This is a genomic window from Brevundimonas staleyi (genome assembly GCF_041893865.1).
Taxonomy (GTDB): domain Bacteria; phylum Pseudomonadota; class Alphaproteobacteria; order Caulobacterales; family Caulobacteraceae; genus Brevundimonas; species Brevundimonas staleyi.
In genome coordinates, this window is record NZ_CP169082.1 from 1,191,279 (window position 1) to 1,212,016 (window position 20,738).

Here is a 20,738-nt window from a genome sequence, read left to right on the forward strand (position 1 = left end):
TGTTCTTGTCATCCGTTCTGATGATGCGTCCATTTTTGTCGCACCTCATGGTTGTCGCCGAGGTCCGGAATTACGGATATCGGCGTTCTAAATGGAGGAATAGGCGAATGAAATCAAGGTATCTGATTGCGGCCATGACGGTCGCCATGGCGATGACGGCGCCGCTGGCGGCGGCGGCCGAGACGTTCGATATCCGGATGACGGGCCAGAGCAGGAACTCCCTGCGCGGCGACCGCTTCGTGATTCCGACCTATCACGTCAACTTCGTCACCTCGCAGCAGGCGACCTCGGTCGTCAGCATCGGGGCGCGCACGCGTCTGGCCATGGTGCTGCAAGGCGTGGATCAGGCGACCATGCGGCGGCTGGCGGACGAGGCCTATGCCGACCTGCGTCGCCAGATGGAGGCGGCGGGCCTGACCGTCATCGGCGCCGAGGAGGCGCGGGCGATGACCGAGGCGGCCGGTCTGGAGCGGATGCCGAACAATATCGACGTCGCGGGCATCGGGCCGGGCATCACGGTCGGATCGAGCATCCGGCGCGGTTGGGTCACCGTGGGGCCTGAGGCCGCGCCGGCGATCCGGGGCGTGGGAAGCATGGGGAACTCGGTGATGCGGATCGGGGCGTTCGGCGCCCTGGGCGGCTTCAATCGGACGCCCAACTCGGCGGGCCTGGTCGCCTTCGCTCCGGCCCTGACGCTGGACTTCGTGCGGATGCAGGCGGCGCGTGGCGGCATGTTCGGCAACACCGCCTCGACCAGCGGACAGGTGGGCTTCGGCGTCCTGATGACCCCCTCGATCACGGCCCAGAAGCCGGTGGGGCGGATGAACACAGGCACACCGGGCCAGTTCGGTCCGCGCGCGGACGTCTTCACCCAGACCCCCTTCGCCGAACTGGTGCAGGGCGGGGCGGCCGTGCGCGCCGGGGCCTCGTTCGCCGACGACGTGGACGAGAACTACCAGGCCGTGGTGCGGGCGCGCGGCGACGCCGTCGTGGTCAACCTGCCGGTCTGGGAAGGTCTCGTGAGGGACGCCTACCGCGACTACAACGCCGCCATCGTCGCGGCGATCGTGGCGCAGCAGTAGGGTTCGGCAGGGCCCGTTTCGCGAGGGGCGGGCCCGATCAGCCGATGGTCTCTAGCGGCGCAGAGCGGCACGTCATCAGCGCGAGCATAGCCGATTTAACGTACGACATCTCTTGGCTGCCTCGATCGGGCACCATAACTTCGGCTCCCGCGACGAGAGGTGACCGATGGAAATTCAGGAAGCGATCCAGACCGCCAAGCAAACCGTGGCGGAACTTTTTGAGCCGGAGGGTGCGACCAATATCGGCCTGGAGGAGCTTGAGTTCGATGAAGACAGCGATACTTGGGATGTGACTATCGGGTTCTCGCGACCCTGGGATCGACCGACCCTCGGCGCCATCGCGGAAATGACCGCTTTGACGACAGCGACACCAAGACCTGCTTTGCGGAGGACCTACAAGATCGTTTCCCTAGCCAAGGGTGATGGGAAACTGATCGCGATCAGGAACAGGAACGTCTAGCTGCGGTGCGTAAAGTTTTGCTCGACGCAAATCTGATCGTCCTGCTGGTCGTCGGGAACGTCGGCCGCGAGAGGATTTCGAAGCACAAGCGGCTTTCGGCCTATCGCGCCGAGGACTGGGACCTGCTGATGGAGGTATTGGCCGGTTACGAGCAGATCGTGTTGACGCCCAATGTGCTTACGGAGGCGTCCAATCTCATCCGGAGCGGTGACAAGAGCTCAAACGACGGCTTCTCGATCATCCTGCAATCACTCACCGTGGATGCGGCCGAAGAGTACGTCGCGAGTAGAGACGTGGTGATCGACAGTCGATTCCCTCGCCTCGGCTTAGCCGATGTCGCTACCCTCGGTGCGATCGACGCCGAAACCACATTGCTTACAACGGATCTCGGCCTGTTCTTGGCTGCACTCGGCCAAGGCAGCCAAGCCACCAACTTCAATCACCTGCGGGACGTGTCGTAGCACACTCCAGAGGGGCGGGTTGGGCGCGGCCTTCGACCTCTCCACCGACCGAGACCCCGAAGCTGACAATCTCTGGGAGGTTCTCGGCCGTCATCCGGCTCAACAGAACGTCGAGATCGCGCTCCTCCCCAGTGCGGCGCTCTTCGTTTTCTCCGTACATCGCAAGCTCCATCGTACGAACGCCAGACTACTGGAGAGCCTCCCCGCCGCCTACTCCTTCAGATGCGGGTCCAGCAGGGTGTACCAGGTCGAGGTCAGGCGCTGGAACTCCTCGGGGCACTGTTCGGCGCGGGCCTCGGTCAGCCATTCCTCTTCCAGGAGGTTGGCGTATTTCCGGGTGTCGGAGCCGTACACTAGGCAGGTCAGGGTGTAGTAGCGCTGCTGGCTGAGGGAGTGTTCGTCCTCGAAATCGCTCTCCTCGACCTCGGCGGCCTCCGATGGGTCGGTGTAGAAGCTGAGTGCGCCGGAGATGGCGGATTCCTCGCCGTCGTCGCCGTCGATCAGCCACCAGGCGGCCAGGCTGTCGGCGGCGTCCTCCTCACGGCCCGTGAAGGGGATTTCCAGCACGTCGATCAGGGCGTGGCCGACCTCGTGGAAGACGGTGAAGAGGAAGGAGCCGTTGACGGCGTCCTCGATCTCTTCCTCGCTGTCATAGTAGTCGGCGAAATTCTCGCGCTCGCCCTCGAACATCTCGATGCAGACCTGAATCTCGTGGTCCTCGGGGATGTAGTAGGCGTTGTTCTCGCCGCACTGGGCGAAGCGCATGCCGATGTCGCGGGGCAGGTTCAGGCTTTCGTTCAGGACGTCGGCGACGTCCTCCAGCCAGCGCTCCTCGGAAAGCTGGGCGGCCAGTTCGGTGTATTCGTCGTCTTCCAGAACGGCGGGGCGGACGACGAAGTCGCCGCGATCTTCGCCCGACGCGCGGGCGGCCGAGGCGGTCTCGGCGACGCCGTCCTCGCAGGCGGCGAGGGACAGGGCCCCCAGCGCGACGAGCGTGAAACGGCGCAGGTGCGCTCCGAGCGACATGGACATGGTGTTCCCCCCCGAACGGCGGCATCTAGCCGTGCGGCGGGAGGCGCGGCAACGCTTGGAGCGTCGCCGTCAGGTCACGTCAGTGAACGGCGGGGTCGCGCACCGCGATCAGGGACTTGGTCAGGCCGGCGACGACCTCATCCACATGGGCCGCGTCAGGATAGAGGAAGCGGAACTGGGCCTTGTCCAAAAGGCGGGCGTGCTGGACGTCGCGCATGGCCGCGCCCATGTCCGGCGCCTTCTGCGAGAAGCCGTGGCGGCGCTTCAACAGCGACCTGGCGCGGCTCTGTTCCGATCGCCAGTGGAAGAAAGGGGCCGAGAAGTGGGGCTCCACCGGGAACCAGAAATAGGGTGTCTGGACATAGTAACGCGGGGCCAGACGACGGCATTCGGCGGCGAAGGCCTCCATGCGCGTCCAGTCGCCGACGTGCTCGATGACCGAGTTGGAATGGACCATGTCGAAGCTGTGGTCGGCGTACTGCGGCAGGTTGCAGGCGTCGCCGTCGACGATGGTGAAGAGTTTGGGGTCCGCGACCTCGTCGATGCCGCCCGGATTGACCAGGGTGATGTGGACTTTCGAGGCGTCCAGGAAGTCGCGGTCGAACAGGGTCCAGTAGTTGGCCTCTCCGCCCAGATCGATGATCCGGACCGCGCCCTTCTCGGCGTGGATGCGGGTGATCATGTCGACGATCCGCTTGGCGCGGGCGCGGCGGAAGCGCGACACCAGCGAGTTGGGATCGTTGTTGTCCTGGAGGGCGTGGATCAGGTTCATGCCGACCGCAATACAGGGTCGGCTTTGCGGTCCGCTTAAACGGCAGGGTTAGCGGGCGGGTAAGGTCTCAGGTCGGGCCGGTGGCGCTGGGCGGCGGGGCGGGCTCGGCGTAGCGGGCCGTCAGGGACAGACCGCAGGCGAGGATCAGACAGGCCGCCGCGGCCGCCGCCAGCGTGCCCTTGGCCTTGGGGGCCAGGGGGGTGACGAACAGCAGGATCAGGACGGTCATCAGGGCGAGAGTGCCTGGCAGGTCCATGCCGACGCCGAGGAAGACCTGATGCGACTGGGCCAGGATCCAGGCGCCGCCGACGACCGTGGCCAGGGCCGCCGGAATGAGGGCGCGGGGGTTCTCCAGACGGGCGCCGATCAGGGCGGCGTCGGTGGCCGCGAAGGCCGCCAGCAGGCCCGGCCAGATCAGGATCAGCGCCGCCTCGGGCGCGACCGCCTGAACCGCGCAGCCCAGGACGAAGACGAAGGCGATCAGGCCGAGCCAGCCGCCCCAGACGGTCTTGGGCGCGCTCTGCGGCCAGAGGGAAAGGCCGAGCGCGACGACCCCGGCGCCCAGGACGACGGGATCGAAGCCGCCGAGGATCAGGCTGACCGCGACCGCGAGGACCACGACGCCGGCCAACAGTTTCGCCCCCAGGGCCTCGCGTCCGGCCAGAAGGGCCAGGGCCACGGCCGCCATGGCCAGACCGGTCCCGGCCTCCATCCACGGCAGGCGACGTAGCAGGGTGTAATAGACCTCGGCCGACTCGGCGCGGGCCGAGAGGGGGCCGGCCAGGACGCGCACCCCGTGGGCCACGACGATGCCCATGGCGAGGACCCACAGGCCCGAGACCATGCCGCGTCCGACGTCGGCGGCCTTCAGCCCCGTCGCATGGCGCGCGCCCCAGGCGGCGAAGGCGCCCAGGGCGGCGGTCAGGCCCAGGAGGACCCAGCCGAAGGACGGCGTATGGGAGATGACGCCCAGACCCAGATAGTCGCCGTATACGGCGTTCTCTCCGCGCGCGGGCAGGGTCGGACCGCCGCGCAGGAGGGCGTCGGTCGCCTCCATCGCCTGGGAGCCGATGTGCTGAAGCGCGCCCTGATCCAGGTTTTCGGGCGTGGAGGTGGGGGAGTGGTACTGGGACGGACGACCGATGAAGGCGAAATTCATTCCGCCGACCCCCCGGTTCTTGGGGATGGTGAAGTCGGTGCCGTTCGGCATGTTCTCGTAGACGAAGACCGCCAGAGAACTGGACGAGGCGCCGCCGTCGGCGCGGCGCGCGGCCTGGGCGTAGACGTCGATCGTCTCGGCGTTGCCGCGACCTGTCTCGAACATGAAGGCCCGGCCGCCGCCGCCGCGCGCCTCCAGATTGACCACGGCCCCGACGCGGTCGCGCAAGGGATGTTCGGAGAAGAAGATGCGGGCGCCGTCGAGGTTGAGCTCCTCCGCATCGGTGATGAGGACGATCAGGGTGCGATCCAGCGGACCCCGCGCCTTGATGGCGCGCACCGATTCCAGGATGGCGGCGACGCCCGACGCGTCATCGGCCGCGCCGGGCGAGCCCCAGGCGCTGTCGTAGTGGGCCATCATCAGGACGGCGGGTCGGGACGGATCGAGGCCGGGCAGGAGGCCGACGATATTGACCGCCTGATTGCCCGCCGCCGCCGGATCGCCGCCCCACCGGCGCAGGCGATTGACGCTCTCGGGCGACAGGGCGCCGGCCTGGAGTTGAGGGTTGAGGCCGAGGAAGGCCATGCGGTCGAAGATGTGGGCGCGGACGCGGGCATGGTCGGCCGAGCCGACCGGGTGGGGCCGGATGGCGATCTGGCGCACGTCGATCATGGCGCGGGCGGCCGAGAAATCCTGGTCCGGGGTCTCGAGGCCGCGCGGGGCGGGGACTTGCAGCGCCCAGACGCCGATCAAGAGGGCGACCGCCAGTGATCCTAGAAAGAGAGCCCACCGCATCGCCGCATCCCCATGCACCGTCATCCCCGGACTTGATCCGAGGATCGGAGCTTCCGCAAGTGAACTGTGGAAGACGCCGTACAAAAGAGGTCGCCTCGCCCGACCGTCCTGGGTCCGGACAGTCCGATCCTCGGATCAAGTCCGAGGATGACGGGGGGAGGTGTCAGGCGGCGCGGCTGAGGGCCGAGGGGGCTTTGACGAACAGGCCCTTGCGACCGCCGACCGGACGGAAGGCCACGGTGTCGGCGTCGATCCGTTCGTCGGCGCCCAGGATCAGGACGCCGTCGTCGACCAGACGCTTCTCCAGACCGTCGACGACCTGGCCGCGCTTGGCCGGGTCCATCTCCGAGAGGACGTTGCGGCACAGGATGACGTCGAACTGGGCGGCGTCGGCGGGCTGGTCCAGCAGGTTGTGACGGGCGAAGCGGACGGCGTTCTTCAGGGCCGGCTTGGCGACCCAGGCGTCGTCGGCCGGATCGAACCAGTTCAGCATGGTCTGGGCCGAGAGACCGCGCTGGATCTCGAAGGCGGTGTAGGACCCCGCGCGACCGCGCTCGACCGCCCGCTGGGACAGGTCGGTGGCGACGATCTCGACATTGGCCCCGGTCTCAAGCGCGCCCATAGCCAGGGAATAGGGTTCCTGGCCGTGGGAGCAGCCGGCGGACCAGACCTTGACCAGGCCTTCGGGACGGGCGCGGCCGATGGCGGGCAGGAGCTCGCGGGTGAAGGTGTCGAAGACGGCGCGGTCGCGACGGAACCAGGTCTCGGGGTTCAGAAGCGCCTCGATGACCGCCCAGCCCAGGCTGGCGACCGGCTTGGCCCAGAGGCTGGCCAGCATGTCGTCGACCGTGTCGAAACCCTCGCGGCGGGCGACGGGCGCCAGACGGTGTTCGGCCAGGTGGATGCGATCCCGCCCCAGCCGGAAGCCGGCGCGAGAGACCATCAGGGCCTGCAGGCGTTCGAAGTCGTCCTGGATCATGTGGCGGCCACACGGGTCATGACGGGATCAGACCGCTCCGACTTCGCTGAATTTCGACTGGAGGATCTCGGAGTCGAACGGCTTCATCACATAGTCGTCGGCGCCGGCGGACAGGGCCTCGGCGATGCGGTCCGGCGCCGTCTCGATGGTGCAGAACAGGACCTTGGGCTTCTCGCCGTTCGGGGTGGCGCGCAGGCGGCGCAGGAAGGTCAGGCCGTCCATGACGGGCATGTTCCAGTCCAGCAGGACGACGTCCGGCATCATGCCGGCGCAGTAGGACAGGGCCTCGACGCCGTCGGCGGCCTCGTCGACCTCGAATCCGAGACCTTCCACGATGCGGCGCGCGACCTTCCGGATGATCCGGCTGTCGTCGACGATGAGGCAGGTGCGGATGTCCAAGACGCTCTCCAAACGGCCGGAATCACTCGCCGCTTCAACCGCCAATATCGCTGTCGGGCGGTTAACGAGGCGTTGGGATTCGGGATTAAGACGGCATGCGTACGGTCATGGACACGCGGCCTTCCACAGCCTCGACCGACAGGGTTCCGCCATGCTGGTCGGCCGTCAGCCACAGCCAGTAGGGCTGGATCCACTGGCCCGCGAGGCCTTCGGTCAGGCGCTGGCCCGACAGGCCGGTCACGGCCTCGGGCTTCAGGCGGGCGCGGGCGCCCTCGGCCAGGCCCTCGATGACCAGCTGTGCGCCCTCATGCCGCACGGAGACCGTGGCCGCGCCGCCCATCGGCAGGGCCGCGACGATCAGATAGGCGAGGTTCACCAGAGCCCGCGACTGGGGCTTTCCGAAGTCGCCGGAGCCGAGGTCCCAGGCCAGGGTCGCGCGGCCCCCGGCGGTGACCCCGTCGACCAGGGCGGTCAGTTCGCCCGCCGTGAAACGCTCGGCCGTCGTGGCGGCCCCGAAGGCGACGCGGCAGAACTGGACCAGGGCGACCATCTTCTTGGCGCTGTCGGTGATGAGGGACAGGGCGTCGTCGCGCATGTCCTGGGCCGTCGGGTCGTTCAGCAGGTCCAGGCCCGACATGATGGCGCCGGACGGGCTGATGAAGTCGTGGCAGAGCTTGGCGGCGATCAGACTGGCCAGTTCGGGGCCATCGACGGGCAGATCGGACGGGGCGGGGAAGGCGGCGTCGGTCATGCGGGGCTCTGGCTCGGCTGGGGCGATGGATCGGCCGGCACCCTCGCGTGATTTGTCGTTTCGCGAAACCGCGCCGGATGGTCTATCCCCCGCGAAATGAAAGACCGCCTGACCCGGGATATCGCCTCCGGCGCCCTGCACGACCATCTCGCCGACATCGCCGAAGAGGCCGCGGCCGTCATCCTGCCCTACTGGCGCGCCGGCGGAGAGGTGTTCGCCAAGGCCGACGACAGCCCGGTGACCCTGGCCGACCGCGAGGCCGAGGCCCTGATCCTGTCGCGCCTGACCGCCCTCTATCCCGAGGTTCAGGCCGTGGCCGAGGAGCAGTCGGAGGCCGACGGCAAGCCCGAGAGCGTCGCGGAACGGTTCTGGCTGATCGACCCGCTGGACGGGACCAAGGGGTTCGTCCAGGGCAAGGAAAGCTTCACGGTCAACATCGCCCTGATCGAGGGCGATCGGCCGACGGTGGGCGTGGTCTCGGCGCCGGCGACGTCCCTGACCTGGCGGAGCGCGCCCGGCGGCGGGGCCCAGATGCGCCGCTATGGCGACGTCTGGCGGTCGATCCAGGTGCGCGACCGGCCGGATCAGGGTTCGGCCCTTCTGAGCCACAGCGTCACGGACGAAGAGGCGGTGCGTCTGGCGTCGCGCTACGGCTGCACCCAGTGGCAGGGGACGGACTCCTCGCTGAAATTCTGTCTGATCGCCGAGGGGCGGTTCGACGCCTATCCGCGCACCGGCCCGACCATGGAGTGGGACACCGCCGCCGGGCAGGCGGTGCTGGAGGCGGCCGGTGGACGGGTGCTGGGGCCGGACGGCCAGCCCCTGACCTACGGCAAGCCGGGCTTCCTGAACGGGCCTTTCGTGGCGATGGGCGGCTAGACGGCGCCTGGGCGGGCCTCGGGGGCTGCCGGCGGGCGGCAGGCGGCCCTGAACCCGGCGATGCCGACTCCTGTCTCGCGTCCGCGCATGAACACGCCTGTCTCGGAGATGCCGACGACGCTGACCCGCCGCGGTGCTTCCACATTGTAGGCGTCGATCATGCGAGCCAGATTGATGTCCGACAGGGGGTCACTGATCGCCTGGTCCAACTCGCGACCGAGCATCCACCTGAAGGCGGTCGTCATCTTCCAGCCGATGCCGTTGACGAACACAGAGACATCCTCGTCGCGCAAGACGCGGTCGCGGCTGCTGTCTCGCGCGCGAGTTTCCCATCGTAGGTCGCCGGGGATGGGTAGTCGGGTCTGCAACAAAAGGCGAAGCGCACCGTCTGCGTCACAGACCAGGCTGAGGGACGCGGTTCGGCGAAATCCTGTGTTTTGGGCGATCTCGATCCCGGCCTGAAGATCGACGCCAAGAGGATGGGCACGCTCCCATCCGACCTTGGGGCTACAGCCGGCGAGCACGAGACTCAGCAAAAGACCGGAGGCTGAAACGGCGAGCTTCATGCGCCTACTGTGTCAGAGGTCTGGTCAGAAAGGATGAAGGTCAACCGATCCGTTTAGGCCCGAACGGGCAGACTCAACATCAGCCCCTTGGCGCGATCGGCCAGCACCGGAACGCCATGTTCCTGTGCGGCTTCGGCGGCTTCGGACAGGACGAAGGCGGCCTGATCGGGGTCCGAGCCCATCAGGTCGGCGCGGGCGATCATCAACCGGGCCATGGCGATCTGATCGACGGCCCAGTCGATGGCCGAGGGGACGCCGTCGCGTTCGGCCAGACGGCGGCGGACGCGGGTCTCGATCTTCGTCAGGTCGTTGAGGTCGCCGGCGGAGGCGGCCGCCTCGATCTCGCGCGAGATCATCAGGTCAAGCGCGAGGGCACCGAGGATCGTGCCTTGGCCGGTGGTCAGGGCGACCGACTGGCGGATGGGCTCCAGCGGGGCCGAGGCGTCGATGGAGCGGGCGATCTGGATGGCGACCCAGTCAAGCGGGCTGTGGTCGACGAAGAACTGGTCGGCGGCGGCGTCGAACATGTCGTGGCCGGTCTTCCTCGCGGCCTCGTCATTGGCCATGGCGGCGAGGGCCGAGAGGCCGGCGGCGCAGAGGGCCAGGGCGCGGGCGCGGGTCAGGGGGCGCTGGTCCGGCGACGAGGCCTCGACGAGGGCCGTCAGGTCGCGTCCGGCCTGATCCAGCAGGCGGTGATCGCGCTGGATGATGCCGCCTTCCAGAGCCAGGGCGGCGCTGTCCAGACGCAGGTCGTCGGCCTCGACCGGATTGTGTTTGGTCAGGGCGTGGAGGGCGGCGTCCATCAGTGCGGCGGCGTCCTGGCGGTCTTCCTTCTTCTCGCTGATCCGGGCCTGACGGGCGCGGATGCGGGCATGGACCCCGGCGCAGGAGGCGAGGGTCGGCAGGCGTTTGGCGTTGACCTCGCGCGCCAGTTCCGCGGCCAGAACCACGGCCTCGCGGTCGCCGTAGAGGTCGAACTTGACGATCTGGGCCTGGGCGGCGGCGAGGAGGGCGCGGGCGCGGTCGTCGTCGGATTTCGCGGCCTTGAGCGCATCTTCGGCGGTGGTCAGAGCCTTGGCGAGGCTGTCGGGCTGGCCGCTGCGCCGGGCGTGTTCGCGCCACAAGATGGAGGCGCGGCGCCAGGTCTGGGACGGCTGGGAGCAGGAGACCCGGCCGCCGTCGGTGGTCAGGCTCTTGGCCTCCCGCGCCAGCAGGTTGACGCTGATCAGCTCCAGCCAACCCAGGTCTTCGCTCTCGCGCGCCTGTACGAACAGCCGTCTCAGATCCTTGCCGAACTCGAACATCGCCACTGCACAAATCTCCGCGTGTCCCGCATCGGGACCGTCTCAAGCCTTCGCGTCCTTGTCTAGCAAACCCGACGCCGCGACGCGGTTCCCGCTCCTCCTCGTCGCCGCGCGACAAAGGAGGGGAAGCATATGAGTTGCGGACGGTTTCGGCGGCGCCTACGTCTGCTGCACCGCAACAGCAGGTGTTTCCCATGACGACCCTTTTCGACCCCATCGACCTCGGCGCGATCCATCTCAAGAACCGGATCGCCATGGCGCCCCTGACGCGGAGCCGCGCGGTCGAGGGCGAGGTCCCCAATCCGCTGGCGGTCGAATACTACGCCCAGCGTGCGTCCATGGGCCTGATCGTTTCGGAGGCCACCCAGATCAGCCGCTCGGGCCAAGGCTATCCCAACACGCCCGGCATCTTCACCGAGGAGCAGGTGGTCGGCTGGAAGGCCGTCACCGACGCCGTCCACGCCAAGGGCGGCAAGATCGTCGCCCAACTGTGGCACGTGGGCCGGGTCTCGGTCAGCGCCTATCAGCCCGACGGCCTGCCGGGCTTCGCGCCCTCGGCCGTCCTGCCCGACAGCGGCAAGGCGATGACGCCGGACTTCGCCCTGGTCGATTTCGAGACGCCGCGCGCCCTGACCGTGGAGCAGATCCAGGCCATCGTCGGCGACTACGCCCACGCCGCCGAGATGGCCAAGAAGGCCGGCTTCGACGGGGTCGAGGTCCATGCCGCCAACGGCTATCTGATCGACCAATTCCTGAAGGACGGATCGAACAAGCGCGATGACAGCTACGGCGGCTCTGTCGAGAACCGCAGCCGGTTCATGCTGGAGGTGGTCGCGGCCGTGGTCGCCGTCTGGGGCGCCGACCGGGTGGGCATCCGCCTGTCGCCGTCGAACGGATCGAACGGCACGAAGGACAGCGATCCGGAGACGATCTTCGTCCACGCCGCGACGGCCCTGAGGCCGTTCGGTCTGGCCTTCCTGCATCTGATCGAGGGCGAGCCCGGCTCCCAGATGGCGAGCTGGGAAGGCGCGCCGAAGCTGGCCAGTAAGATCCGCGACGCCTTCGGCGGTCCGGTCATGCTGAACGGCGGCCTGACCCGCGAACTGGCCCAGAAGGCGATCGCCGAAGGCCGCGCCGACCTGGTCAGCCTGGGCGTGCCGGCTCTGGCCAATCCGGACATCGTGGCGCGCTGGGAGAAGAACGCGCCGCTGAACGCGCCCGACAAGGCGACGTTCTACGGCGGCGGCGCCAAGGGCTACACCGACTATCCGTTCCTGGAGACGGCGGAGGCCTGAGGCTTCAGAAGACGTCCGGTTCCGGCGCCTTGGTGCGCCGGGCCGGGCGGTCGCTGATGCGGGACCAGGCCTCGGCCAGGGTGTCGATGGCGGCCTCGAGATCGGCTTCCGGCAGGCAGTAGGGCAGGCGGACGAACCGTTCGAAGGCGCCGTCGACGCCGAAACGCGTGCCGGGCGCGATGACCAGTCCCAGCTTCTGCGCCTCGACCACCAAGGCCGCGACCGAGGGGCGGGGCAGGGCGACCCAGAGGGACAGGCCGCCGGGCGGGCGGGTGGTTTTCCAGTCCGGCAGGATTTTCGACAGACGCGCGTGCAGGACCGCCTCGCGGGCGGACAGCATATGGCGGCGTTCGACGACCGGGCTCTGATCTCCGGCGATCAGGTGGGCGGCGGCGAGCTGTTCGATTACGGCCGCGCCGAGATCCAGCGAGGCCCGCGCGCGGACGGCGGCGTCGGCGACCTCGGGGCTGGCGCGAAGCCAGCCGATGCGGAGGCCGCCCCACCAGGTCTTGCTCATCGAACCGACGCGGACGACGTGGGGACCTGCGGCCGAAGGTGCGGGCGGCGGCCGGTCGAACCAGAGCTCGCGCTGGGTGTCGTCCATGACCATCAGGGCGCCGACACGGGCGACGGCGGAGGCGACGGTCGCCTCGTCCGCCGCGCTCATGACATGGCCGGTCGGATTCTGGTGCGCGCCCAGGAGATAGACCAGCCGGGGGCGGACCCGCTCGATGGTCGAGGTCAGGCCGTCGATGTCCCAGCCCGCCTCGGTCAGGGCCACGGGGACCGGCCGCATCCCGGCGCGCTGGATGGCCTCGATGGCGTGGGGATAGGTGGGGTGGTCGATGACCACGGCGTCGCCCGGCCGCCCGAAGGCGCGCAGCAGGATGGCCAGACCGTTCTGGGCGCCGGAGGTGACGACGATCTGGTCCGGCGAGGTCGGCAGGTCGGCGGCCTCATAGGCGTCGGCGGCGGCGCGGCGCAGGGGCAGGAGGCCGATGGGGTCGTAGCCGTGGCCGGGCAGGTGCGGCGGCAGGCTTTCCAGCGCCCGCGCATAGGCGGCGTGGACATGCGATCCGGCGGGCAGGACGGCGGTGGACATGTTCACCACGTCCGGTCCCGGCGCGACGTGGAACAGGCCCTCCAGTCGCTCGGCCCGGCGGAAGGGCAGGGCGGTATAGGTGCCGGCGCCGACGCGGCTGGTCAGGAAGCCGTCGGCGCGCAGACGGTCCATCGCCGCGCTGACCGTGATGCGGCTGACGCCCAAGGCCTCGGCCAGTCGGCGCTCTCCGGGCAGGCGGGCGTCGAGCGGCAGGCGACCATCCAGCACCAGACCCTTCAGGGCGTCGGCCAGGCTGCGATAGGCGACGTCCTCGGCCCCGGTCGCGCGCCAGTCGCCGAGCTGGCGGGACAGGCTGTTCAGATTGACGGGGCCGGTCATGAGGCCATCGTCGTGAAAGTGGCTATGGATTACAAGGCCGGTTCGACTAGCGTGGCTGCATGTTCATTCGTCGCTTCATCCAGCTCCAGATCGGTCTTCTGCTCTACGGGGCGTCTCTGGCCCTCATGGTGCGCGCCAACCTGGGCCTGAACCCGTGGAGCGTCTTTCATCAGGGTTTGTCGGAGCTGACCGGGATCAGTCTGGGTCTGATCGTCAATCTGGTCGGGGCGCTGGTGCTCTTGATCTGGATCCCGCTTAGGCAGAAGCCGGGCGTGGGGACGATCTGCAACGTGCTGGTCATCGGCACGGCGGCGGACGTCGCCCTGGCCATGTTGCCGCCGATCACGGGCCTGCCCCTGCGGGCCGCCTTCCTGATCGGAGCGATCCTGCTGAACGGGGCGGCGACGGGGGCCTATATCGGCGCAGGTCTGGGGCCGGGGCCGCGCGACGGACTGACGACCGGCGGGGTGCGGCTGACCGGCTTGCCGGTCGGCTGGGTGCGGACGGCGCTGGAGGCCATCGTGCTGGCGCTCGGCTGGATGCTGGGCGGGACGATCGGGATCGGCACCGTCCTCTATGCGATGTCGAACGGGCCGCTGTTGCAGTTCTTCTTGCCGATGTTCGAGATCAAGGACGCGCCGAAGGTGGCTCCGGCGACGGCCTGATCAGGAGGCGAACTGGGCGTTCTCCGGCACGTCGTCCAGAGGGCAGAAGTTCCAGAGGTCGTCCTCGGCCGCGTCGACGTCGTCGCCGAAGCGGGCCGTACGCTTGATCTGGTCCGCGGCCAGAACGTCATAGGTGACGTTGTAGGCGCCGGCGTCGTCGCCGCGCTCGGTGCGGCAGCGCTGCTCCTCCTTCCAGCTGTTCGGGCCGGTCTGCAGGAACTGACCGGGGTCGCAGCCGCCGAAGTCGATGGTGAAGGCGGTCGGGGTCAGGAAGGCGATATCGCCTTCACCCGGCCAGATCTGATCGCAGTCCTTGTCGCCCCGAACATAGTAGCCGAGCGTCATCGGGATGGGCTCGGGCTCGGTCTGACCGGCGGCGAGGGTCACGCCGGTGCGGGCCGGAGGTGTGGTGGTCTGAGGCCCGGCGTCGTCAGCGGTCGAACTCAGCAGCGCCTCAAGGGCGTCTTCGCCAGTGGAGGGTTGCGGGCGCGATGTCGAGCGGGTCGGTGCGTTCTGGGGACGCGCGGACGGGGAACGTTCCTGAGCCGTCAGCGGCGGCTGGGCGTTCGGCTGGGTGGTGAGGGTCGAGGCGGGCGGGGCGCCGTTCAGCGCGCGTGTCGCGGCGGAGCCCGAGGTCTCCTGGGCCCAGGAGACGCCGCCCAGCAGCAGGGTTCCGGCCGCGATGGCCAGGGTCGTTCCATAGATCTTCGCGTGTTCGTTCATGCGTCCGTCCAACCATGTTCGAGCGACAAAACGAAGGCGAACGGCCAAGGTTTCAATGCCAAACGGCTGACAGGAAATGACAATCGCTTGATGGTGGAGCCTGATCCGGAAAACCGCGCACGCTTTTCCGTATCTGGCTCTAGCCGCGTTCCTTCGTCTTGGTGAAGGCGACCTTCGGGAAGCGTTCCATGACGTAGCCGGTCTCCCAGCTCGATTTGGCCAGGAAGACCGGGGCCTGGTCGATGTCGCGGGCCATCTGGCCGCGGTATTTGGACATGAAGTCCTCGACGTCGGCCTTGTCGCCGTCGATCCAGCGGGCCTCGGCATAGGGGCTGTGCTCGAAGATGACTTCCAGGCCGTATTCCTCGCCGAGACGGTCGGCCATGACCTCGAACTGCAGCTGGCCCACGGCGCCGACGATGAAGTCCGCGCCGATCTCCGGGCGGAACAGCTGGGTGACGCCTTCCTCGGCCAGACCGTCCAGCGCCTTCTTCAGGTGCTTGGCCTTCAGCGGGTCCTTGACGCGGACGCGTTGCAGGATTTCCGGGGCGAAGTTCGGCAGGCCGGCGAAGCGGATCAGACCGCTTTCCGACAGGCTGTCGCCGACGCGCAGCACGCCGTGGTTCGGAATGCCGATCACGTCGCCGGCGAAGGCGTCGTCGGCCAGTTCGCGGTCAGAGGCGAAGAACATGATGGGGGCGTTCACCGACAGCTGTTTGCCGGTGTTCTGGACCTTCAGCTTCATGCCGCGCTTGAAGCTGCCGCTTGCCATGCGGAACATGGCGATGCGGTCGCGATGGTTGGGGTCCATGTTGGCCTGGACCTTGAAGACGAAGCCAGTGACCTCGTTGGAGCCCGGCTGGACCGTCAGTTCGACGGGGGCGGGGGCGTTGCGGGTCTCGGGCGGGGCTTCCTTCCTGGCGTTCATGACCTTGGGGGGCGGGGCCCATTCGCCGATGGCGGCCAGAAGCTCGTCGATGCCGAAGTGGCGGAGCGCCGAACCCCACAGGACCGGGGTCATGTGGCCTTCGAGGAAGGACTGGCGGTCGAAGGACGGATAGCCGGCCTCGACCAGTTCCTGGGCCTCCATCAGGGCCTCGTGCTCGCCCTGCTCGAAATATTGGGCGGCGTCGGCGAGAGGCAGGGCTTCCGGGTGGCCGGGGTCCTCGGCCGAGCCTGCAGGCTTCTTCGTGTAGGGCTGGAACTTGCCGGTCCCCATCTCGACCATGCCGCGCAGGCGGTTGCCGCTCTCGGCCGGCCACCAGATCGGGGCGGGGTCGAGTTGCAGGCGGCTGGCGATCTCGTCCAGCAGGGCCATGGGGTCCTGGGCCTCGCGGTCCAGCTTGTTGATGAAGGTGATGATCGGGATGTCGCGCAGGCGGCAGACCTCGAACAGCTTCAGCGTCTGCGGCTCGATGCCCTTGGCGGCGTCCAGCACCATGATGGCGCAGTCGGCGGCCGTCAGGGTGCGATAGGTGTCTTCCGAGAAGTCCTCGTGCCCCGGCGTATCGAGCAGGTTGAACATCTTGCCGTCGTGCTCGAACGTCATGACCGACGCCGAGACGGAGATGCCGCGCTCCTTTTCGATCTTCATCCAGTCGGACTGGGTGCGCCGGTTCTCGCCCCGCGCCCGCACCGCCCCGGCCGCCCGGATGGCCCCGCCGGACAGCAGGATATGCTCCGTCAGCGTCGTCTTGCCGGCGTCGGGGTGGGCGATGATGGCGAAGGTCCGGCGACGGCCGGCCTCCTGTTCGAGGGTGAGTTTCGACATGCGGCGGGGGAGGTAGCGCGCGACGCCCTGAAAGTCACGCGGACGGGGCCTTCGGCCATTCTCGAAACTGTGTCGAGAACTGATGCAAAAACCCCTCGCCAACCGGGGTCTTTGGAGTCATCTTTCCGTCACGAGACGTTCCGGACACGAGCCGGGACGCCGTTGGGAAAGGAAACGATCATGGCTCTGCTGGATACAGCACACCGCGTTTCGAGTGTCCGGGCGCCGTCCAAGCGCTTCACGGAACGCGATTTTCACCCCGCGCTCTGCCTGGCGACCGGCTTCGGCGTCATCATCGGCGCGGCCGCCTTCGTGCATATCGCCTTCAAGGTCCTGACCTAGGACCTCAATCCTCCGTCGGCTCGGCCTCTTCCGGCGGGGCCTCTTCCGCTGTCGTCAGGCCGAGTTGGGCGCGCGCCTGGGCGATCAGGCGACGGCCCTCGGCGCGCTGGCCCCCTCCGTGCGGGCTGTTCGCCACGGGGTGCAGAACGGCGACGGCGTCCGCGGGCCGCCCGCGAGAGATCAACACCCGCGCATATCGCGTCCGTGCGTCGAACGACTGAGGCGCCAAGGCGACGGCGACCTCCAGGGTGGCCATGTCGTTCTCGCTCGGATATCCGGCGACGCCCTGCCGCATCCGATCCATGTCCAGATAGGTCAGGAAATCCAGCGGGTCGATCTCGAGCGACTGCGCCAGAAGGCTGCGCGCCTGTCGGATCTGCGTCAGCCGCTCGTCGCCCTCTGACTTCGCCGCCAGATCCAGCCAGGCCTCGGCGGCATAGCGAAGCGCGCGCGCGTCCTGGGAGTCGGGGCGAATGAGGGGTTCGAGCAAGGCGATCGCCGTCTGAGGCTCGCCGGCCAGCCGTTGCGCCCTCGCCCGCGCCTTCACGCTGGCCGGATCGTCCGGATTGACGGTTGATGCGGACAGGGCGTCGCGGATCAGGTTCCGGCGTTCATCGACGAACGCCTGGCTCACCTCCTGGCGCCGGGCGGCGAAGGCCCGGTCGCTTTCACCCTCGCGCTGCTCCAGCGTGGGCTCGGGACGGTTCGGATCGACGCGACCGAGGCGAAGGTCGATCCAGGCCAGCCGCCCCTCGTTCGGGGTCATGCGGGACACATCGACGGACGGATCGGGCAGGTCGATCTGGGGCGTCAGGGAGGTGATCGCGCCGCTCAGATAGCGCCACACGTCATCGCGCAGCTGCGCCGGCGTCCGGTTGATCGTCCCGTCCAGCGCGGCGATCGGATCGGCCCCTTGCGAGATCGCGGACAGATAGGCGCCCAGGGCGCGGGTGCGCGCCGGGTCGCTGAGCATGTAATGGGTCAGGGCCCAGGAGACCGAGTAGTATTCCGAGCCCCGATAGCGGCCGCTGGCCGAGACGCGCCAGCGCAGCACATCCTCCATCGGCACCCAGCTGTTGGCCGGGCGGGTCAGGGCGGCCATGCGGCGCGGTTGGTGCAGACCGACCAGATAGCGCCCGTCGCGGATGCGCATGGTGGCGTAGTATTCGGCGAACCCTTCCACGAACCACGCCGGGTAGGCGATGCTGTTCATCTGGAACATGAAGTGGTGGGCGTATTCGTGGAAGATGACGTCGTCCGACAGCACGGACTCGACATTGGCGACCGCGAAGATCCGTCCGCTGTTGGGGGCGTAGAAGCCAAGTACGCTTCGCTGGATGTCCGGCTCGGCGAGCTTCAGGTCGGCGGCGCTGTTGGCCATGTAGAGTTCCAGCTTGGGAACCTCATGGTCGATGGCGATGGGGTAGTAGGCGCGCAGCAGGGCGTCGAACCGTTCGACCTTTTCCGCATAGGCGCGGATGTTCCGCTCCGAGGTGTCGCCGTAGACGATGAAATGCTCGGTCTCGGCCCTCAGCCATTCCGCGCGTGCGGGCGCCGTGGCGCAGACCGACAGAGCCGTGGCGAGCAGGATCGCTCGAGCCGAAACAGACAGACGCATGGCGAACTCCCCCGAGAGGGTTTCAACCTAGCGGGGTGCGGGCCCCATCCACAAGCGTGGGCGTATCAGGCGGCCATTCGGCCCCAGACGGCGCGGTCGGCGGCGACGGCGTCCAGCTTGCCCTTGCGGCCGCGGCTCATCAGCTGGTTCAGCACCATCTCGGGCAGGGCGCAGAACTGCGGTTCGACCAGGGCCGGGTCGCAGTCGGTTTCCGGCGCGGCGAACAGGGCGGCGTTCACTTCCGGCGAGCGGTCGTGGATCAGCCAGGCCAGGCGACGGGCGCGCTCCGGATCGTTCCGGTGCATCAGCGGGTCCTCGGCGAACAGCTCGCAGCCCAGCTCCATCAGATAGTCGAAGCCCAGCTTCTCGAACCGGCGCGCATCCGCCAACGTGACCGGGGAGGCCTCGTCCAAATCGAACACGACGTCGTTCATGAGAAACAGCATACGGGGCACTCGCCTTGACGCCGACGCTTCTCGCCGACGTCCCGACCCTAGGCCCGGGGTGTTTTCGGTTCCGTTCCCGAACGTCGTTAAGGATTTGCGACCGGCGTCCTACTGGTAGCCGAGCGCCGAGAACTGGCTTTCCAGCCACCACCAGCTGAGACCGGTCAGGGCGATGATGAGACCGAAGATGGCCCAGCCGAGCGGCGTCAGCTGCTTCTTTTCCTTGTTGCGATACTGATATCGACCGCCGATCGTCAGCATCACCACCCCGATCACAAGGGCGGCCGGGACCAGCAGGAAGGCCTTGGTGTGATAGCGCACCTCGGGCACGCCGTTCAGAGCGTCCTGGTACGGCGACCAGATGAACATCCAGCCGAACAGAAGGCCGCCCGCGACAAAGGCGAGGCCGCCGAGGCGGGTCTTTACGTCTTCGCTCATGGATATCCCCGAAGACCGCATCGCCCCACGCAACGCGGTTCCGCCAGAGGGAAAGCTCTACCGTGCGACCGGTTCCGTGATGAAATTGCGACCCTGGCGGTCCTCGACCTCGACCACCCAGAGGTCGGGATCGTAGCCGAGCTGGCGTTCGATATAGGCGTCGATGTCGGTCTCTGTCCCAGTCACCGGCTGGATCCACAGGCGGTCGCCGTCCTGTCCGAAGGCCTCGGTAAAGACCTGGGCCGTGCGGTCCGAGGTGTTGTAGGCCTTCACGATCACCGTGCCCGCGCGCGCGTCGCCCTTCCTGACGACGGTGGCGTGGGCACCCTCGATCTGGGCGCGGCGGATCAGGGCACCGACCCACAGGTCTGAGTTCAGAAGCAAATCGGTAACCCTGCCTGGAAACGGGACCGGAACGACGTGGCGCTACGGTGGCCTCATGACCCTAGGCCTTTTCGCTCGTATCGCCAGAGCCGTGACGGCCGCCGCCCTGATCGCGGCGACGCCGATGGCCGCCCATGCCGACGGGACGGGCACCTACTACGACCGGACCTTCGTCCTGGCCGCGCACCAGAAATGCAACCTGTTCCGCGCGCCGGTCGCCGGGGCGCTGTCGGCCGCCGCGCTTCAGTCGCGGGGCGCGGCTCTGCGCGCCGGAACCGCCGAGACCACGCTTCAGGCGACCCAGAGCCGGGCCCAGGCGCGTGCGCGCCAGGTGTCCTGCGCCAACCCCGAACTGGCCGTGGTGCGCGACCGCGTCGCCGACGCCTTCGCCGGGTGGCAGCGCATTCCGCGCATGGATTTCAACGGCGACCGCATGACCTGGACCGCCGACCGCGTGCGCCGCGAGGCCGCGACCTGGCGTCTGGCCCAGACCTCGGTGACCGGCGCCTCGCCCGTGCGGTTCGGCCTGAGCGCGGCGGCGCCGGGCGCAGGCAATGTGTTCGGCAGCGAAACCCTGTCCGCCGTCGTCTCCTTCGTCGGCCGCCCGCGCCCCTATGCGGCGCGAATGGTCATGCGCGACCCGGCCCTGGCTGCCCGCCCGTGGCTGACGGCCTCGGGCCGCGCCGTCCTGCCGCCGGAGAACGCACGCCAGCAGGTCTGGTCCGCCGGCACCGCCGCCGCGCCCACGACGCTTCTGGTGACGGGCAAGACGCAGGGCGAGGTGTGGACCTTCCCGACCTCGGGTGGCGACCGTCTGGCCCGTCTGGACCCGCGCGAGCCCTTCCTGATCGAGTTCCTGTTCCGCGACGGCAGCGTGGCGACCGCGACCTTCGAGGCCGGCGACTTCGCGGCGGCGCGGGCCTTCGTGGCGCTGGGGACGGTCTGAGGCCGCGACAAACCGGCGCTTGCCGGTAAC

Annotated in this window: 23 protein-coding genes; 8 read left to right on the forward strand and 15 right to left on the reverse strand. The window is 68.4% G+C overall.

The genetic code is table 11. The features are described 5' to 3' along the window. Positions 1-107: 107 nt before the first annotated feature. From ACETK8_RS05935 to ACETK8_RS05945, 3 genes are all read left to right on the forward strand, one after another. The gene (locus tag ACETK8_RS05935; RefSeq protein ID WP_374038593.1) at positions 108-1,082 is read left to right on the forward strand and encodes a hypothetical protein; all 975 of its coding nucleotides are present in this window, start codon (positions 108-110) and stop codon (positions 1,080-1,082) included. Between the two features lie 166 nt (positions 1,083-1,248). Continuing rightward, positions 1,249-1,542 (forward strand): hypothetical protein, encoded by a 294-nt coding sequence (locus ACETK8_RS05940; RefSeq protein WP_374038594.1) that lies wholly within the window; start codon positions 1,249-1,251, stop codon positions 1,540-1,542. Between the two features lie 5 nt (positions 1,543-1,547). Then, positions 1,548-2,003, forward strand: coding sequence for a hypothetical protein (locus ACETK8_RS05945; RefSeq protein ID WP_374038595.1), 456 nt, complete (start codon positions 1,548-1,550; stop codon positions 2,001-2,003). Between the two features lie 210 nt (positions 2,004-2,213). Here the strand turns inward: ACETK8_RS05945 and ACETK8_RS05950 are convergent, their stop codons facing one another. The 6 genes from ACETK8_RS05950 to chpT form a co-directional block, all read right to left on the reverse strand. Further along, positions 2,214-3,035 carry a DUF4344 domain-containing metallopeptidase gene (locus ACETK8_RS05950; protein WP_374038596.1) on the reverse strand — a complete coding sequence of 274 codons (822 nt, stop codon included), beginning with the start codon at positions 3,033-3,035 and terminating at the stop codon, positions 2,214-2,216. A 79-nt stretch (positions 3,036-3,114) separates the two neighbouring features. Next, entirely contained in the window at positions 3,115-3,807 is a 693-nt protein-coding gene (locus tag ACETK8_RS05955; RefSeq protein ID WP_374038597.1) for a methyltransferase domain-containing protein, read from the reverse strand. Positions 3,808-3,874: 67 nt separating this feature from the next. Next, entirely contained in the window at positions 3,875-5,761 is a 1,887-nt protein-coding gene (locus ACETK8_RS05960; protein WP_374038598.1) for a M28 family peptidase, read from the reverse strand. A gap of 163 nt (positions 5,762-5,924) precedes the next feature. Continuing rightward, positions 5,925-6,740, reverse strand: coding sequence for a CheR family methyltransferase (locus ACETK8_RS05965; RefSeq protein WP_374038599.1), 816 nt, complete (start codon positions 6,738-6,740; stop codon positions 5,925-5,927). Between the two features lie 27 nt (positions 6,741-6,767). Then, positions 6,768-7,133, reverse strand: coding sequence for a response regulator (locus ACETK8_RS05970; RefSeq protein ID WP_374039355.1), 366 nt, complete (start codon positions 7,131-7,133; stop codon positions 6,768-6,770). 91 nt (positions 7,134-7,224) lie between these two features. Next, positions 7,225-7,890, reverse strand: a complete 666-nt coding sequence (gene chpT / locus ACETK8_RS05975) for a histidine phosphotransferase ChpT (protein WP_374038600.1) — start codon at positions 7,888-7,890, stop codon at positions 7,225-7,227. A gap of 96 nt (positions 7,891-7,986) precedes the next feature. Between chpT and cysQ the strand changes: the two genes are divergently transcribed. Further along, a complete protein-coding gene (gene cysQ, locus ACETK8_RS05980; RefSeq protein ID WP_374038601.1) occupies positions 7,987-8,769 on the forward strand; it encodes a 3'(2'),5'-bisphosphate nucleotidase CysQ in 783 nt (260 codons plus the stop codon). Here the strand turns inward: cysQ and ACETK8_RS05985 are convergent. Next, on the reverse strand, positions 8,766-9,335 hold the full coding sequence (locus tag ACETK8_RS05985; RefSeq protein WP_374038602.1) for a hypothetical protein: 570 nt from the start codon (positions 9,333-9,335) through the stop codon (positions 8,766-8,768). The genes cysQ and ACETK8_RS05985 overlap by 4 nt on opposite strands. A gap of 53 nt (positions 9,336-9,388) precedes the next feature. Then, complete coding sequence (locus tag ACETK8_RS05990; RefSeq protein WP_374039356.1) at positions 9,389-10,639, reverse strand: hypothetical protein; 1,251 nt, start codon at positions 10,637-10,639, stop codon at positions 9,389-9,391. A 194-nt stretch (positions 10,640-10,833) separates the two neighbouring features. Here ACETK8_RS05990 and ACETK8_RS05995 point away from each other — a divergent pair, with 194 nt between their 5' ends. Beyond that, positions 10,834-11,934 (forward strand): alkene reductase, encoded by a 1,101-nt coding sequence (locus ACETK8_RS05995; RefSeq protein WP_374038603.1) that lies wholly within the window; start codon positions 10,834-10,836, stop codon positions 11,932-11,934. A gap of 4 nt (positions 11,935-11,938) precedes the next feature. Here ACETK8_RS05995 and ACETK8_RS06000 read toward each other — a convergent pair whose 3' ends face one another. Continuing rightward, positions 11,939-13,375, reverse strand: a complete 1,437-nt coding sequence (locus ACETK8_RS06000) for a PLP-dependent aminotransferase family protein (protein ID WP_374038604.1) — start codon at positions 13,373-13,375, stop codon at positions 11,939-11,941. A gap of 59 nt (positions 13,376-13,434) precedes the next feature. Between ACETK8_RS06000 and ACETK8_RS06005 the strand changes: the two genes are divergently transcribed. Then, on the forward strand, positions 13,435-14,040 hold the full coding sequence (locus ACETK8_RS06005) for a YczE/YyaS/YitT family protein (protein ID WP_374038605.1): 606 nt from the start codon (positions 13,435-13,437) through the stop codon (positions 14,038-14,040). On the opposite strand, the gene ACETK8_RS06010 is transcribed toward ACETK8_RS06005, so the two are convergent. Next, positions 14,041-14,763, reverse strand: a complete 723-nt coding sequence (locus tag ACETK8_RS06010; protein WP_374038606.1) for a hypothetical protein — start codon at positions 14,761-14,763, stop codon at positions 14,041-14,043. It lies immediately after the preceding gene. A 139-nt stretch (positions 14,764-14,902) separates the two neighbouring features. Next, entirely contained in the window at positions 14,903-16,534 is a 1,632-nt protein-coding gene (locus tag ACETK8_RS06015; RefSeq protein WP_374038607.1) for a peptide chain release factor 3, read from the reverse strand. A gap of 180 nt (positions 16,535-16,714) precedes the next feature. On the opposite strand from ACETK8_RS06015, the gene ACETK8_RS06020 reads away from it, so the two are divergent. Next, positions 16,715-16,876: a hypothetical protein gene (locus tag ACETK8_RS06020; protein WP_374038608.1), complete on the forward strand. Its 162-nt coding sequence runs from the start codon at positions 16,715-16,717 to the stop codon at positions 16,874-16,876. 4 nt (positions 16,877-16,880) lie between these two features. On the opposite strand, the gene ACETK8_RS06025 is transcribed toward ACETK8_RS06020, so the two are convergent. The 4 genes from ACETK8_RS06025 to ACETK8_RS06040 all read right to left on the reverse strand — a co-directional run bounded on the left by ACETK8_RS06025 (position 16,881) and on the right by ACETK8_RS06040 (position 19,762). Then, positions 16,881-18,494 (reverse strand): DUF1570 domain-containing protein, encoded by a 1,614-nt coding sequence (locus tag ACETK8_RS06025; protein WP_374038609.1) that lies wholly within the window; start codon positions 18,492-18,494, stop codon positions 16,881-16,883. Positions 18,495-18,559: 65 nt separating this feature from the next. Then, a complete protein-coding gene (locus ACETK8_RS06030; RefSeq protein ID WP_374038610.1) occupies positions 18,560-18,940 on the reverse strand; it encodes a hypothetical protein in 381 nt (126 codons plus the stop codon). Positions 18,941-19,048: 108 nt separating this feature from the next. Continuing rightward, a complete protein-coding gene (locus ACETK8_RS06035; protein ID WP_374038611.1) occupies positions 19,049-19,378 on the reverse strand; it encodes a hypothetical protein in 330 nt (109 codons plus the stop codon). 57 nt (positions 19,379-19,435) lie between these two features. Continuing rightward, on the reverse strand, positions 19,436-19,762 hold the full coding sequence (locus ACETK8_RS06040; protein ID WP_374038612.1) for a DUF1491 family protein: 327 nt from the start codon (positions 19,760-19,762) through the stop codon (positions 19,436-19,438). A 55-nt stretch (positions 19,763-19,817) separates the two neighbouring features. Between ACETK8_RS06040 and ACETK8_RS06045 the strand changes: the two genes are divergently transcribed. Beyond that, positions 19,818-20,708 (forward strand): hypothetical protein, encoded by an 891-nt coding sequence (locus tag ACETK8_RS06045; protein WP_374038613.1) that lies wholly within the window; start codon positions 19,818-19,820, stop codon positions 20,706-20,708. The last annotated feature ends 30 nt before the right edge of the window (positions 20,709-20,738 follow it).